This window comes from Streptomyces sp. NBC_00019 (assembly GCF_045041015.1).
In the GTDB taxonomy this organism is placed as follows: domain Bacteria; phylum Actinomycetota; class Actinomycetes; order Streptomycetales; family Streptomycetaceae; genus Streptomyces.
This window is the reverse complement of record NZ_CP108302.1, coordinates 3912771-3927755: the sequence shown is the minus strand read 5'-3', so window position 1 is coordinate 3927755 and position 14985 is coordinate 3912771. Positions and strand designations below refer to the sequence as shown.

At 71.8% G+C, this 14985-nt stretch carries 12 protein-coding genes and 2 pseudogenes; 9 read left to right on the top strand and 5 right to left on the bottom strand.

Annotated elements, in window-relative coordinates:
- Nucleotides 1–33: 33 nt before the first annotated feature.
- The gene (locus tag OHU89_RS18605) at nucleotides 34–309 is read left to right on the top strand and encodes a hypothetical protein (protein ID WP_405644302.1); all 276 of its coding nucleotides are present in this window, start codon (nucleotides 34–36) and stop codon (nucleotides 307–309) included.
- Nucleotides 310–443: 134 nt separating this feature from the next.
- Here the strand turns inward: OHU89_RS18605 and OHU89_RS18600 are convergent.
- Nucleotides 444–827: pseudogene (locus tag OHU89_RS18600) on the bottom strand (TetR/AcrR family transcriptional regulator); the annotation flags it as partial.
- Between OHU89_RS18600 and OHU89_RS18595 the strand changes: the two are divergent.
- Nucleotides 827–2032: pseudogene (locus OHU89_RS18595) on the top strand (FAD-dependent monooxygenase); the annotation flags it as partial. The pseudogenes OHU89_RS18600 and OHU89_RS18595 sit on opposite strands and share 1 nt — an antisense overlap.
- A 147-nt stretch (nucleotides 2033–2179) precedes the next feature.
- On the opposite strand, the gene OHU89_RS18590 reads toward OHU89_RS18595, so the two are convergent.
- Complete coding sequence (locus OHU89_RS18590) at nucleotides 2180–2701, bottom strand: MarR family winged helix-turn-helix transcriptional regulator (protein WP_405644300.1); 522 nt, start codon at nucleotides 2699–2701, stop codon at nucleotides 2180–2182.
- Between the two features lie 145 nt (nucleotides 2702–2846).
- Between OHU89_RS18590 and OHU89_RS18585 the strand changes: the two genes are divergently transcribed.
- The 4 genes from OHU89_RS18585 to OHU89_RS18570 all read left to right on the top strand — a co-directional run bounded on the left by OHU89_RS18585 (nucleotide 2847) and on the right by OHU89_RS18570 (nucleotide 7034).
- Complete coding sequence (locus OHU89_RS18585) at nucleotides 2847–4157, top strand: MFS transporter (protein WP_405644298.1); 1311 nt, start codon at nucleotides 2847–2849, stop codon at nucleotides 4155–4157.
- A gap of 81 nt (nucleotides 4158–4238) precedes the next feature.
- Nucleotides 4239–5180: an EamA family transporter gene (locus OHU89_RS18580; RefSeq protein WP_405644296.1), complete on the top strand. Its 942-nt coding sequence runs from the start codon at nucleotides 4239–4241 to the stop codon at nucleotides 5178–5180.
- A gap of 35 nt (nucleotides 5181–5215) precedes the next feature.
- A complete protein-coding gene (locus OHU89_RS18575) occupies nucleotides 5216–6115 on the top strand; it encodes a DMT family transporter (protein ID WP_405644294.1) in 900 nt (299 codons plus the stop codon).
- Nucleotides 6116–6125: 10 nt separating this feature from the next.
- Nucleotides 6126–7034, top strand: a complete 909-nt coding sequence (locus OHU89_RS18570; RefSeq protein ID WP_405644292.1) for a LysR family transcriptional regulator — start codon at nucleotides 6126–6128, stop codon at nucleotides 7032–7034.
- A gap of 198 nt (nucleotides 7035–7232) precedes the next feature.
- Here OHU89_RS18570 and pepN read toward each other — a convergent pair whose 3' ends face one another.
- Nucleotides 7233–9806 (bottom strand): aminopeptidase N, encoded by a 2574-nt coding sequence (gene pepN, locus OHU89_RS18565; protein WP_405644290.1) that lies wholly within the window; start codon nucleotides 9804–9806, stop codon nucleotides 7233–7235.
- A gap of 121 nt (nucleotides 9807–9927) precedes the next feature.
- Here pepN and OHU89_RS18560 point away from each other — a divergent pair, with 121 nt between their 5' ends.
- Nucleotides 9928–10404, top strand: a complete 477-nt coding sequence (locus OHU89_RS18560; protein WP_405644288.1) for a DUF1203 domain-containing protein — start codon at nucleotides 9928–9930, stop codon at nucleotides 10402–10404.
- On the opposite strand, the gene OHU89_RS18555 is transcribed toward OHU89_RS18560, so the two are convergent.
- Nucleotides 10401–11417, bottom strand: a complete 1017-nt coding sequence (locus tag OHU89_RS18555) for an aspartate-semialdehyde dehydrogenase (protein ID WP_405644286.1) — start codon at nucleotides 11415–11417, stop codon at nucleotides 10401–10403. The genes OHU89_RS18560 and OHU89_RS18555 overlap by 4 nt on opposite strands.
- 106 nt (nucleotides 11418–11523) lie before the next feature.
- Nucleotides 11524–13575, bottom strand: coding sequence for a TerD family protein (locus tag OHU89_RS18550; protein WP_405644285.1), 2052 nt, complete (start codon nucleotides 13573–13575; stop codon nucleotides 11524–11526).
- A gap of 106 nt (nucleotides 13576–13681) precedes the next feature.
- Here OHU89_RS18550 and OHU89_RS18545 point away from each other — a divergent pair, with 106 nt between their 5' ends.
- Nucleotides 13682–14227: a sigma-70 family RNA polymerase sigma factor gene (locus tag OHU89_RS18545; protein WP_266892345.1), complete on the top strand. Its 546-nt coding sequence runs from the start codon at nucleotides 13682–13684 to the stop codon at nucleotides 14225–14227.
- 1 nt (nucleotide 14228) lies between these two features.
- The gene (locus OHU89_RS18540; RefSeq protein WP_405644283.1) at nucleotides 14229–14975 is read left to right on the top strand and encodes a hypothetical protein; all 747 of its coding nucleotides are present in this window, start codon (nucleotides 14229–14231) and stop codon (nucleotides 14973–14975) included.
- The last annotated feature ends 10 nt before the right edge of the window (nucleotides 14976–14985 follow it).

Here is a 14985-nt window from a genome sequence, read left to right as displayed (position 1 = left end):
CGGGGCCATAAGGCATTCGATACTTTTGGGATCGTGGACAAGAAGAACGCCCTGCGCGCCGGTGCCCTGGCTGCCGGTACGACGCTGATGATGCTGCTCATGACGTCTCCCGCGCTCGCAGTCCCCCGCGACGACGGCGACGACCCCGGTCCGGGCCTGAGCGTCATGGAGACGCTGGGTCTCTACGTCCTGGCCCCGCTCGCGATCTTCGCGGTCATCGCCGGTCTGGTGATGGTCCTGGACAAGTCCACGGACCGTGAGACGAAGGCGAAGACCAAGGTTCCCGTGAAGGCGAAGGCCGGAGCCTGACCGAGGCGGGGGCCGACATCACGGCCTGACCGCTCACCGCACGTTCCCGAGGGCGCCGACCCCGCCGCACGTACGCGCACCAAGCCGTACGTGGGCGAGGTCGACGCCCTCGGTGTGTTCTCCCGCGCGGCCGCTCAGGGGCTCGGCGCGGTCAGATACCGCTGCACCGTCGGCGCCAGCGCCACCGCGGACGGGATCCGCAGCACATAGCGGGTCAGCGCGAGACCCAGCAGCTGTGACGACACGAGCGCGGCCCGCGCAGGCACCTGCTGGGGGTCCGGGCACGCCCGCTCGGCGATCGGCAGCAACTGCTCCCGGAAGATGCCCTGCATCCGCTCGGCCCCGGCCGCGTTCGTCGCGCCCACCCGCAGCAGCGCCGTGAGCACCTCGTTCTGCTCCCAGATGGCCAGGAAGTGCGTGACGAGAGCCCGGCCGACGTCCTTGGCGGGCAGCGCGCCCACGTCCGGCAGCCGCAGATCGATGGCGACCGCCGCCGCGAAGAGGCCCTCCTTGTTGCCGTCGCCTCACGCTCGACCTGACCACGCTGGAGTCCCGCTTCCCGTTCCTGCTCATCACCCCGCAGTACGAGGTCGAGCGGCTGCTGGAGCGGCGGGCGAGGGAGGCCGGGGTCGAGTTCGCGTACGAGAGCGAGGTCGTGGGGCTGCGGCAGGACGCCGACGGGGTGGAGCTGGAGGTGCGGGGCGCGGACGGGGCGGTCGCCGTCCGCCGCGCGGCCTATGTCGTCGGCGCCGACGGACACCACAGCGCCGTACGCACGGCGATCGGCCTGGACTTCCCCGGGGTCTCCGTCATCAAGTCGCTGTTCCTCGCGGACGTACGGCTCGCCGAGCGGCCCGAGGACGTGCTCACCGTCAACGGCGCGGGCGACTGCTTCGCGATGATCGCCTCCTTCGGCGACGGCTGGTACCGGGTCATGGGCTGGGACCGCCATCACGAGGTCCCCGACGACGTCCCGATCGACCTCGACGAGGTCAAGGACGTCACCCGCCGCGCCCTGGGCGCCGACTACGGCATGCACGACGCCCGCTGGCTCTCCCGCTTCCACAGCGACGAACGCCAGGCACCGCGGTACCGGGTCGGCAGGGTCTTCCTCGCCGGCGACGCCGCACACATCCATTCCCCGGCCGGCGGCCAGGGTATGAACACCGGCCTCCAGGACGCGGCCAACCTGAGCTGGAAGCTCGCCGCGGCCGTGCAGGGGTGGGCGCCCGGCGGGCTCCTCGACACGTACGAGAGCGATCGGCACCCGGTCGGCAAGGCGGTGCTGCGCAGCAGCGGCGGACTCGTCCGGCTGGCCCGCGCGCAGAGCCCGGCGCTGCGCGCCGTCCGCGCCCTCGTCTCCGCCGTCGGCAACGCGGTCGGTCCCGCCCGGCGCAAGGCCCTGGGCCAGATCTCCGGCATCGGCTACAAGTACCCCGCCCCCCGCGGCGCCCACCGCCTCACCGGCACCCGCGTCCCCGACGTCGCCCTGGAGAGCGGCCGCCTGTACGAGGCCCTGCGCGGCGGCGGGTTCGTCCTGATCACCCCGGACCCGGAGGCGTACGAGGACCCGGGCACCCGCAAGGACCGGCTGACCGTGGAGCGCTGGGCGAGCGGCCGTCGTACGACCGTCCTGGTGCGCCCCGACGGATACGTGGCCTGGGCGGCGGACGCACTGGACGCCGCGGTGATCGAGGAGGCGGTCGCCGCCGTCGTCGGGTGAACGGGGTCGGGGCGGCCCGAGCGGAGTCCGGTGCCGCCCCACCTGGTGAAGGGGTGCCGGGCCGTGTCGGTGTGCGGCTGCTCCGTCGCGCGGGCGCGCTCGGGCCCGCCTGTCCGTGGGTTCGTCGCCGTGCTGCCTGCGGAGCGCTCAGTGCGGAGGCGTCTGGGTTCCTGCCAGCAACTGGCGGAGCAGGTCGGCCAGTTGGCCGGCCTGTTCGTCGTTGAGGACGGACATCGCCTGCGTCTCGGTGGCGAGGCCGGCGCCGACCGCCTCGTCGAGGACGTTCAACCCCTTGTCGGTGAGGGTGACTTGAAGGCCCCGGCGGTCGTGCGGGTCGGGGGAGCGGCGGAGCAGGCCCGCGCGTTCCAGTTTGTCGAGCCGGCCGGTCATGCCGCCCGTCGTGAGCATCAGCGTCGCGGAGAGCTGACGGGGCGAGAGGGCGTAGGGCTCGCCGGCGCGGCGCAGGGTGGCCAGGACGTCGAACTCGCCGCGGGAGATCCCGTAGGGGGCGTACGCCTTCTCCATCCGGTCGCCCATGGCCCGTGACAGCCGGAAGATCCGCCCGAAGACCTCCATCGCCCGGGTGTCGAGGTCGGGCCGCACGGTGCCCCACTGCTCGATGATCGCGTCGACGAGATCTCTGGGGGGCTGCTGCGGCGTGGCGTTCATGGGTTGAGTATCCGCCGCGAACCGGTCGGCCGCAAGAAAGTAGCTTATGGGAAAGTGGCTTGCGGAAAAGTTGCTTAGCGCTAAGCTGCTTTCGAGCAAGTTACTTTCTGGCGTGCCACCGCACGTCACTTCTCTAGGGGACGTCATGGGGAAAGCGGAGAAGGCCGAGCGCATACCGGGGGAGTGGGCCCTGCCCGTCGCCGCCGCGGTCAACGGCATCGGCACGGGCATGTACGTCCCCTTCACCCTGGTGTTCTTCCACTACGTCACCGGTCTCTCCTTCACCGTCGTGGGCCTGGTGCTCACCGTGACCGGACTCGTGGGCATCGCCGCGCTCCCACTGGCCGGCACGGCCGTCGACCGGTACGGCGCGAAGCGCGTCCAACTCGCCCTGTACGGCGTGCGGGTCGTCGGCTTCGCGCTCTACCCCTTCGCCCATTCCCTCGCCGCCTTCGCCGCGGTCGCCCTGGTCACGGCCGCCGCCGACCGCGCCTTCCCGGCCGTGCAGTCGTCGCTCATCGGCGAGGTGGCGCGCGGTGCCGGGCGCGACCGGCTCCAGGCGGCCACGCGCGCGCTGCAGAACGCCGGCAACGGCGCGGGCGCCCTGCTGGCCACGCTGGTCATCGCCTTCGCCGGCAACACCGGCTACACCTACGCGGCCTGGGGCAACGCCCTGTCCTTCGCCCTCGCCGCGCCGCTGCTGCTGCCGCTGCGGCCGGTGCGCGGCCGGGACGAGACGGCCGGGGTCACGGCACGCGGGGCCGGCTACCGGCTCGTGCTGGCCGACCGGCCCTTCCTGGTCGTCACCGGCGCCAACTTCCTGAACGCGCTCAGCTATTCGGCCCTGTCCGTGCTCTTCCCGCTGTTCATCGTGGAGTGGCTGCACGGGCCCGCCGTGCTCACCGGCGCCGCGTTCACCATCAACACCGTGCTGTGCGCGGCCGCCGGGGTGTTCGTCGGCGGACGGGTCCGCAGGGCCGGTGCCCGGCGCACCCGGGCCGCGGCGCTGGGCGCGGGGCTGTTCGCGGTGGCGTTCCTCGCCCAGATCGTGCTGGGCACCCTGCGGCCGGAATCCGGCCCGCTGCTGGGCGGGGCCCTGGTCGCCGTGGTCGTCGTCTACACACTCGGCGAGCTGATCCACAGCCCCGCCGCCGAGGTCCTCGCCGTGTCGGCGGCGCCCGCGGCCGTACGCGGCCGGTATCTGGCGGCGTACCAGATGTCCTGGTCCCTGGCGAAGGCGGTGGCGCCCTCGCTGTTCACGGCACTGCTCGCGGTGGACGGCCGAGTGCCCTGGGCGGCCCTCGTCCTCACCTCCGCCGTGGCCGCCGCGTTGCTGCTCCGCGTGGAACGCCACCTGCCGGCGGACGCGGTACGACCCGTCGCGGAGACGGTCGTCCATGCGGCGGGCGCGGAGACCGCCGAGCGGACGGTCACCGCGGAGAGCGTCCGCCGCTGACGAGCGGGGGCGTCGCCCCCGAGAGGTTCACCCGAGGCTTCCTCCCACCCCGCCACCCCGCCACCCCGAAGGGAACCGGTCATGACCCGGTCCGCGACCATCCTCCTCACCGCCCTCGCTCCCGTCTCCTGGGGCACCACCTACGCCGTCACCACCGAGTTCCTCCCGGCCGACCGGCCCCTGTTCACCGGGCTGGTGCGCGCTCTGCCCGCCGGGCTGTTGCTGCTCGGGGTGGCGCGGGTGCTGCCGAAGGGGGCCTGGTGGTGGAAGGCGACGGTGCTCGGGGCGCTGAACATCGGTGCGTTCTTCCCGCTGCTGTTCCTGTCGGCGTACCGGCTGCCCGGCGGTATGGCCGCGGTCGTCGGGTCGGTGGGGCCGCTGCTCGTCGTGGGCCTTTCGGCGCTGCTGCTGGGGGAGCGGCCGACCGCGCGGAGTGTGGTCACCGGGGTCGTCGCGGCGTTCGGGGTCAGCCTCGTCGTACTGAAGGCGGCCGGGGCGCTCGACCTCGTGGGTGTGCTGGCGGCCTTCGCCTCGGCTGCCTCGATGTCCGCCGGGACCGTGCTGACCAAGCGGTGGGGGCGGCCCGACGGAGTGGGTCCGCTCGCGCTCACCGGGTGGCAGCTGACCGCGGGCGGGCTGCTCATCGCGCCCCTCGCCCTGCTGGTCGAGGGTCCCGCGCCCGCGCTCGACGGGCGGGCGGTGGGCGGCTACCTCTATCTGGCGCTGGCGAACACGGCGGTCTCGTACTGGCTCTGGTTCCGCGGGATCGGGCGGCTCAGCGCCACGCAGGTCACCCTCCTCGGCCCGCTCTCCCCGCTGACCGCCGCGATCGTCGGCTGGGCGGCGCTCGGACAGGCGCTGACGCCGGTCCAACTGGCGGGGATGGCGGTGGCGTTCGGGGCGACGGTGGCGGGGCAACTGGGGCAGCGGGAGGCGCGCACAGCCGGTCGATCGTTCAGTTTTCTTGAAAGGAATGGTCGTAAAGGTTCGATGGACGTGACAGATGTGGCACTGCGACGGTAGATCCACCGAGATCACCGCCCAGTGGAAGGACCCCAGTGACCGCCGTCTTCGAAAGGACCGCCCGTACGACCTCCGCCCCGAGGGCTGCCGCCCTCGGGGTTCTGCTCGCCGCCGTCGCGACCGTCGTCTGGTCCGGCAGCTTCGTCACCTCCCGTGCGCTGCACGACAGCGTGCCGCCCGTCCAACAGGCCTTCTGGCGCTGGATCGTCGCGCTCGTCGCGGTCGCCCCCCTCGGCGCCCGACAGGCGTGGCGGCAGCGGAAGGTGATCAGACGGCACCTCGGTTTCGTGGTGCTCGCCTCGCTGCTCGGGGTGACCGTCTACAACAGCCTCGTCAACCAGGCCGGTTCGACCACCTCGGCCGCCAACATGGGCATGATCATGGCCGCTTCACCGGTGCTGATGGCGGTGTTCGAGCGGATGGACGGCGTACGGCCGGGCGCGCGCCGGGTCGGTGGGCTGCTGGTCGCGTGCGCGGGCGTGGTGCTGCTCGTCGGGGGCGCGGCGGGGCTCGCCGCGGGTGACCTGTGGATGATCGCCGCGGCCTGCTGCTTCGGGTCGTGCAGCGCGCTGCTGCGCCGAAAGCCGGCGGAACTCGGCGGTACGGCCTTCCTGTTCACGACCTTCCTGTTCGGCACCGTCCTGCTGCTGCCCGCCCAGGGGGTGAGCCTCGCCGTCCAGGGCGGGTTCGAGCCGACGGCCGGCACGGTGCTGCCCCTGCTGTACGTCGGCGTCTTCTCCTCGGCCGTCGCCTTCTTCGCCTGGAACCGGGCCATCGCCCTGGTCGGTCCGTCCCGGGCCGGAGTCGTGTACTACCTCCAGCCCCTCTGCGTGGCCCTGCTGTCCTGGGCCCTGCTCGGCGAGACGGTCTCCGCGGCGCAGGCGCTGTGCATGGCGCTGATCCTCGGCGGGGTGATGCTGGGTGCCGCCGGATAGGTTGGCCGCCATGCTCGAGTGGGACATCCGGAAACTGCAGATCCTGCGGACGCTGCGGGAGCAGGGCACCGTGACCGCGACGGCCGAGGCGCTGCGGATGACGCCGTCCGCGGTGTCGCAGCAGCTGACCAACCTCGCCAAGCAGTTGGGCGTGCCGTTGCTGGAGGCGCAGGGGCGGCGGGTGCGGCTCACGGACGCGGCGCGGCTGGTGCTGCGGCACGCCGAGGCGGTGTTCGAGCAACTGGAGCGGGCGGATGCCGAACTGTCGGCGTACGTGCACGGCGAGGTCGGTGAGGTGCGGGTCGGCGCCTTCTCCACCGCCGTGCCCGCGCTGGTGGTGCCTGCCGTACGGGCCCTGCGGGCGACGCATCCGGGGGTGAGCGTGCGGGTGCGCGAGGCGGAGGCCGGGGAGGCGTACGAGCTGCTGGCCGGCGGCGAGGTCGACCTCGCGCTGTCGCTGGCCGCGCAGGCGCCGGAGGTGGGGGACGGACGGTTCACCCGGGTGGAGTTGTTGGCGGACCCGTTGGATGTCGCGCTGCCGCGGGGGCATGAGCTGGCGGCGGTTCAGGGGGTGCGGTTGGCCGATCTTGCCGGGGAGTCGTGGATCTTCGGGGGGAGTGGGCCCTGGTCCGACATCACGCGCGGGGCGTGCGAGGCGGCGGGGTTCAGCCCTCGGCAGGGGCACTCCGCGGCGGGGTGGACGGCCATCTTGGCGATGGTGGAGGCGGGGATGGGGGTGGCGTTGGTACCGCGGATGGCTGCCGTGGGGCGGGGTGGCGTGGTGATGCGGGAGCTGGGGGCGGATCGGCCGGTGCGGCATGTGGTGGCCGCGGTGCGGAGGGGGAGCGAGGCGGGGGTCGCGGTGGGGAGGGTGCTGTCGGCTTTGGAGGGGGTTGCCGGTGGGCTTGCGCGGTGGTGAGCCGGGCTGGGGGCTGGGCGGGGGTGGTAATTGCCGCCGACTGCACGCAGCCAAGGGGCGCGGGGAACTGCGCGACCAGCCCCCACTCGGCCGTACTCGCGACACGGCCTCGCACCCCACCCCCCTTGGCGGCCCTGCCCCGGTAAGGCAAGGGGCGCCCGATGGCTCACCGGGCGCCCCTCATCGTCGTACCGGCGACTACGACGCCGCCGCGTCCGCCGCCTGCGCCTTCAACGCGCGCTCCACGCCCGCGCGGGACTCCGAGACCAGGCGGCGCAGGGCCGCGTTGGGCTCGGCGGAGGCCAGCCAGGCGTCCGTCTTGTCCAGGGTCTCCTGGGAGACCTGGATCGTCGGGTAGAGGCCGACCGCGATCTGCTGGGCGATCTCGTGCGAGCGGGCGTCCCAGATGCCCTTGACCACCTCGAAGTACTTGTCCGTGTACGACGCCAGCAGCTCGCGCTGCCCGGTCTGGACGAAGCCTCCGATGACGGCCTCCTGAACCGCGTTCGGGAGCTTGTCGGACTCGATGACCTGGGCCCAGGCCTCGGCCTTGGCCTCCTCGGTCGGACGGGCGGCACGGGCGGTGGCCGCGTGGCGCTCGCCGGCCGCCGTCCTGTCCCGCTCGTACTCGCCCGCGATCTCCGTCTCGTCGAAGCGCCCGACCGACGCCAGGCGCTCCACGAACGCCCAGCGCAGCTCGGTGTCGACGGCCAGCCCCTCGATCGTCTGCGAGCCCTCCAGCAGGGCGTCCAGGAGGTCCAGCTGCTCCGGCGTACGGGCCGTGGCCGCGAACGCGCGCGCCCACGCCAGCTGGTGGTCGCTGCCCGCGGCCGCCGAGCGCAGATGCGCCAGCGTGGCGTCCGTCCAGCGGGTCAGCAGGGCCTCGCGGGCGGTCGGGTCGGCGTACAGCTCGATCGCCAGCTTCACCTGGCGGTGCAGGGACTGCACGACACCGATGTCCGACTCCTTGCCGATGCCGGAGAGGACGAGGGAGAGGTAGTCGCGGGTCGCCAGTTCGGCGTCGCGGGTCATGTCCCAGGCCGACGCCCAGCACAGCGCGCGCGGCAGCGAGGACTCGAAGTCGCCCAGGTGCTCCGTCACGAAGGCCAGGGACTGCTCGTCCAGGCGGACCTTCGCGTACGACAGGTCGTCGTCGTTGAGGAGGACCACCGCCGGACGGCGCTTGCCCACCAGCTGCGGTACGGCGGTCAGTTCGCCGTCCACGTCCAGCTCTACGCGCTCGTCGCGGACCAGCTTGCCGCTGTCGTCGTCCAGTTCGTACAGGCCCACCGCGATGCGGTGCGGACGCAGCGTGGGCTCGCCCTGCGCGCCCGCCGGGAGCGCGGGGGCCTCCTGGCGGATCGCGAAGGAGGTGATGACACCGTGCTCGTCCGTCTCGATCTCGGGACGCAGGATGTTGATGCCGGCCGTCTGGAGCCACTTCTCCGACCAGTGCTTCAGGTCACGGCCGGAGGTCTCCTCCAGCGCGCCCAGCAGGTCGGACAGCCGGGTGTTGCCGAACGCGTGGCGCTTGAAGTACGCCTGCACGCCGCCGAAGAACTCGTCCATGCCGACGTAGGCGACGAGCTGCTTGAGGACGGAGGCGCCCTTGGCGTAGGTGATGCCGTCGAAGTTGACCAGCACGTCGTCGAGGTCGCGGATCTCGGCCATGATCGGGTGCGTCGACGGGAGCTGGTCCTGCCGGTACGCCCATGTCTTCATGGAGTTGGCGAACGTCGTCCACGAGTGCGGCCAGCGGCTGTCCGGGGCGTACGCCTGGCAGGCGATCGACGTGTACGTGGCGAACGACTCGTTCAGCCACAGGTCGTTCCACCACTCCATGGTGACCAGGTCGCCGAACCACATGTGGGCCAGCTCGTGCAGGATCGTCTCAGCACGCATCTCGTACGCGGCGTCGGTGACCTTCGAGCGGAAGACGTACTGGTCGCGGATGGTGACCGCGCCCGCGTTCTCCATCGCGCCCGCGTTGAACTCCGGCACGAACAGCTGGTCGTACTTCTTGAACGGGTACGCGTAGTCGAACTTCTCCTGGAACCAGTCGAAGCCCTGCCGTGTCACCTCGAAGATCGCGTCCGAGTCGAGGAACTCGGCGAGGGAGGGACGGCAGTAGATGCCGAGCGGGACGGACTGGCCGTCCTTCTCGTACACGCTGTGGACCGAGTGGTACGGGCCGACGATGAGCGCCGTGATGTACGACGAGATCCGCGGGGTCGGCTCGAAGACCCAGATGTCGTCCTTCGGCTCCGGCGTCGGGGAGTTGGAGATGACGGTCCAGCCGGAGGGAGCCTTCACGGTGAACTGGAAGGTGGCCTTCAGATCGGGCTGCTCGAAGGAGGCGAAGACGCGGCGGGCGTCCGGCACCTCGAACTGGGTGTACAGGTAGGCCTGCTGGTCGACGGGGTCGACGAAACGGTGCAGACCCTCGCCGGTGTTGGTGTACGCGGCGTCCGCGACCACGCGGAGCACGTTGCGGCCTTCCAGCAGCCCCGGCAGGGCGATCCTGGAGTCCTTGAAGACCTCGGCAGGGTCGAGCGGGTCCCCGTTGAGCGTCACCTCGTGGACGGCCGGGGCCACCAGGTCGATGAAGGTCTCGGCGCCGTTCTCGGCGACGTCGAAGCGCACCGTGGTCACGGACCGGTAGGTACCGCCCTCTTGCGCGCCGGAGAGGTCGAGATCGATCTCGTACGAGTCGACGCTGAGCAGCTTCGCCCGCTGTCGCGCCTCTTCGCGAGTCAGGTTTGTGCCAGGCACGCGGTCATCTCCTCGATATGTGTGGGTTCGGCGGTTCGGCCATCCTTCCACGGGTCCCGTACCGAACGCGATGTCCAAAACCCGCCGGTGACCGGGGCGGACACGCGCGAGTGTGGGAGACATGACCACCTACACCGCACGCCCCATCACCCCCGAGATCCTCAAAGAGCTCCGGTCCACGGACGACGCGGGACGCCAGATGGTTCCCGTGACCGACGAGGAGGGCGGGGCACCGCTCCGCTGCTGTCTGCGGCGCAGCGCGCCGGGCGGGCGGATCGCCCTCGTCTCCTACGCCCCGCTGCGCCGCTGGGCCGCGGAGACGGGCGCCGAGCCGGGGGCGTACGACGAGCAGGGCCCCGTCTTCGTCCATGCCGAGGAGTGCGCGGGGCCGCAGCCCGACGGCTACCCCTTCGCCAACGCCCACCGGACGGTCCGCCGGTACTCCGCCGAGGGGCACATCCTGGGCGGAGAGCTGGTCGGGGCCCCCGACGACGACGCCTTCCGGAACGCGTTCGACGACCCGGCCGTGGCACTGGTCCACGTCCGGGCCGTCGAGTACGGCTGTTTCCTCTACGAGGTGCGCAGGCCCAGCGCCTAGCCCTTGAGCTCCGCCGCCACCAGCTCCGCGATCTGGACCGCGTTCAGCGCGGCACCCTTGCGGAGGTTGTCGTTGGAGATGAAGAGAGCGAGACCGTGCTCGACCGTCTCGTCGCGGCGGATGCGGCCGACGAAGGAGGCGTCCTGGCCGGCGGCCTGGAGGGGGGTCGGGATGTCGGAGAGGGTCACGCCGGGGGCGCCCGCCAGGAGCTCCGTCGCGCGCTCCGGGGTGATCGGGCGGGCGAAGCGGGCGTTGACCTGGAGGGAGTGGCCGGAGAAGACCGGGACCCGCACGCAGGTGCCGGAGACCTTCAGCTCGGGGAGCTCCAGGATCTTGCGGGACTCGTTGCGGAGCTTCTGCTCCTCGTCCGTCTCGTTCAGGCCGTCCTCGACGAGGTTGCCGGCGAAGGGCAGGACGTTGAAGGCGATGGGGCGCTTGTAGACCTGCGGCTCGGGGAAGTCGACCGCCCCGCCGTCGTGGGTGAGCTTGTCCGCGTCGGCGGCGACCTTCTGCACCTGGCCGTGCAGCTCCGCCACGCCCGCGAGGCCCGAGCCGGACACCGCCTGGTAGGTGGTGGCGATCAGCGTCTCGAGGCCCGCCTCCGTGTCCAGCACCTTCAGGACCGGCATCGCGGCCATCGTGGTGCAGTTCGGGTTGGCGATGATGCCCTTGGGGCGGTCCGCGATGGCGTGCGGGTTCACCTCGGAGACGACCAGGGGGACCTCGGGGTCCTTGCGCCAGGCCGAGGAGTTGTCGATCACCACGGCGCCCTGCGAGGCGACCTTCTCGGCCAGTGCCTTCGAGGTGGCGCCGCCCGCGGAGAACAGCACGATGTCCAGGCCCGTGTAGTCCGCCGTCGACGCGTCCTCGATCGTCACGCCGTCCAGGACCGAACCCGCGGAGCGGGCCGAGGCGAACAGGCGCAGCTCTGTGACCGGGAAGGCGCGCTCCTTGAGGATCCTGCGCATGACCGTGCCTACCTGACCGGTGGCTCCGACGATTCCGACCCTCACAGCGACTCCTTTGCGTGGCGTTTACGTGGCCTGGACGTTTCCATCATGCGTCTCATCCGGGCTGTCGTGTCCAATCCTTTGCCCGAGGATTGGGACGGCACTCCTGTCAGGGGCGCAGTTCGAGCGTCCACTCGCCGAGCGACCTGACATGGAGGAACGTGCTCGAAACGCGGTGCGGGCCGGAAGATGCGGTGAGTTTCCGGTGCGGGAACAGATTTTCGTCGAGTTCGAAGACGTGGATCATGGCGGTTCCGACGACCACCAGCTCGGCCTCGGGCCCGATGTGACGTACGACTCCATACCGGTCGCCCGGGGTCCGGGCGCCGAGCACGGGGGCCGCGTCGAGCGGGGCCGGCTCCAGGCGCCACTTCGTGCCCTCGGTGGCGCGGACCGTGATGAAGCAGGTGCCGCCCGGGTCGACCCACACCGGGCCGAGGGTGGGACGGCGGCGGCCGAGGGTGTCGGCGATCAGCGCCGACTTTCCGTACGGGTGGTTCAGGGACCACGCGCTCAGGGGCTCGTTGTCGCCGCGGGAGTTCCGCTGCACCGTCATCAGCATGGGCGGCCCCTGGTAGCGCAGGACCGTGCTCCCCTTGCCCTCGGTCGCACCGGTGAGCAGGGGCGCCTCCTCCTCGGGCAGCAGCCTGAGCGTCCACTCGCCGGCACAGCGGACCCGTACGGTCTGCTCGGCCCTGCCGTCGGCGAAGAGCACCGCCGTGCCACGGGTGCCGCGGTCGTGGCCGCTCAGCCAGTCGTCCTCGTCGCCGTACTCGTCGACGGTCTTCACCTCGAGCGAGTAGTCGGCCTTGGCGCCCGGGAAGTCGTACTGGACCAGCGCGGGGCGCCCGGGCCGGGGGTTGGCCAGCGTGACGGTGTTCTCGCCGCGGCCCTGGTAGGCGCCGGTCTTCCGGCCGGCGGACGGGTCGCGGACGGGCAGGGGCCTGGCGGTGAGCTCCCAGTCGCCGTCGCCGTGCTCGATCACCAGCAGCAGCGGGCCGTCGGGGACCGGGACGGTCTGCTTGAGCTTTCCGGTCTCGTTGCACAGCAGCTCGTGGTCGTCGAGGTCGTCGAAGTGCCCGGCCTCGTGGCAGTTCAGCACGAACCATTCGCCGCGGTCGGCGCCGCCGTCGAAGCGGACCTTCACATCGGCCATGGTGCCCAGGTAGGAGACGACGTCCGGCCCGCGCCCCTTGAGTGTCTGCGTGCCCAGCGGACGGGCCGCCGACAGCGGCAGGACCGTGATCGTCCAGTCGCCGTCGTAGTTGACCTTCATCCGCAGCGGACGGTCGCGCGGGGGCTGCACCAGGGCGCGGCCGTGGAAGTCGCGCAGGGTGGTGTTGAAGACCGTCTCCTCGTCCTTGTTGCGCCGGTTCAGCGTCTCGACGCAGAGCCATTCGTCACCCCGGACCCGTGCCTCCACGATCACCGGGCCGGGCGGCAGCGGCATGTCCACGGAGACCACGCCGTTCCCGCGGCCGCTCTGGGTGTGCGGGGTGAAGTCGGGTCCCAGGGGGGCGGGGGACCGGGCCGGGACAGGAGCCGATATGAGGGTGGCGGCCGGTGGCACGCTCGCCTTCGTGACGACCGGGTTCGGCACGGGAGCCACCGGAGGCGCCACCGGCATCGGCACCGGCTCCGCCACCACGATCCCGAAGTCCGTCGCCAGCCCCGCGAGCCCCGAGTCCCACCCCTGTCCCACCGCCCGGAACTTCCACTCCCCGTTGCGCCGGTAGAACTCCCCGAGCACGAAGGCCGTCTCGCCGCCCGCGTCCGTCACGTCGTAGTGCACGACGATCGAACCGTCCGCCGCCACGGTCTGCACCGCGAGCCCGGGCACCGCCCCGAACGTGCCGTCGTCGCACGACGCGGCGATCAGCACCCGCTGGACCGCCGGCTCCACCCGGGGCAGATCCAGCTCCAGCCACTCGGCGAGCTGGTCCGCACCGTCACCGGTGCCGAGATGCCGTACCGCTCCGGACGGATGCGCGGACTGGTTGTGGAAGACGAGGTCGGCGTCGCCGCGCACCTTGCCCGCCGCGTCGAGGAGCAGCGCCGAGACGTCCACGACGGGCGTTCCCGGCACCTTGCGGCGGCAGACGGCAACCTTCAGAAGACCGGCGGGGACAGGGGTGTTGGCCCCCTTGGCGATGTGCGTCATGGGGCACATGGTGACAGTGAAGATCATGTGAAGAAAGAATTCCGGGAATCGGACCGAACGTTTCCGCGCCCACCGGCGTCATAGAGGAAACGCGGCTAGGGGAGGGGTGGCTGTGCTGCGCAGAAAGGCCCGTCGCGGCCAGGGGGACGGTGTCCATGACGGGCCGGACGACCCCCTCGACGCGGCTCAGGAACGTCGGGTGCGGGCCGTGCTCGCGCTCGGCGGTGTACCGCAGGCGGACCTGCCGGACGGGGTGCAGCAGGTCCGCCTGCGGTTGCTGGAGCGGGCGGCGAAGGGGTACGAGGCGCCGCGCGACGTCTCCGCGTGGGCGGCCGTCGTCGCCTCCAACCTCGCCATGGACTGGCACCGCGCCAAGCGCCGCCAGGAGCGGATCGGCGAACGCCTGGCCTCCCTGCGCCAGTTGGAGCACCCCTCGGGCGAGGACACCAGCGTGCTCTCCCTCGCCGTCGCCCAGGGCCTCGACGAACTGCCCGACTCCCAGCGCCAGGTCCTCGTCCTGCGTTTCTTCGCCGATCTGCCGGTGCGCGACATCGCGCACGAGCTCGGCGTCCCCGAGGGCACGGTCAAGAGCAGGCTGCACACGGCGGTCCGCGCGCTGCGCGCCCGCCTGCACGAGGGTGAGGTGGTGTGACGTGACCGTCGAACACGACGGCATCGACGCGCTGATGGCCGCGATCACCGACGAACCACTGTCCGAGGAAGCCCGCGGGGACGCCGTCTTCATGGCCGAACACCGGTCGGCGAGCGCCGACCTGACGCTGCTGCGCGAGCAACTGGGCGTCATCGGCCACGCCCTCGCCGAGCCGGCCCCGGTTCCGGCACCGGCCCCGGTTCCGGTCCCGAAGCCAGCTCGGGTGGGTCCCTCACGTGTCCGCCTATGGTTCCCCAAACTCGCCCTCGGTGGGCTGGCGGTGGCCGCGGCGGCTTCCGTGGTCGCCGGTCTGGGCTGGCTGATCGCCACGGGCGGGCCCAGCGCCATGTCCGGGTCGGACGACAGCGGGGCCAGCGCCCAGAAGTCCGGGGCCGAGGCCGACGCCGACGCCGGCACCCGCTTCGGCAGCCCGCACTATCTCGCCTGCACCCGTCTCGTGGTCGAGGGCAAGGTCACCTCGGTCGAACGGCTCGTGGACGGGGTGCAGTTGCGGATCATCGTGGAGGTGAGCCGTTACTACAAGCAGGACGGGCAGCAGCCGGACGAGCTCACCTACGTCATCGAGGACACGTTCGGCCGCGGTCTCGTCAAGGGCGACCAGGTGCTGTTCGGGGTCCCGAAGGGCGACGCGGTGCCCGACCACTGGGTGGTCGGCGAGAAGGCGGTCGCCCGCGAACGGGCGTGGATCGAGGCCTCGTTGCCGGAGTCGCGCAAGCTGACCTGCTGACGGGGGCGGG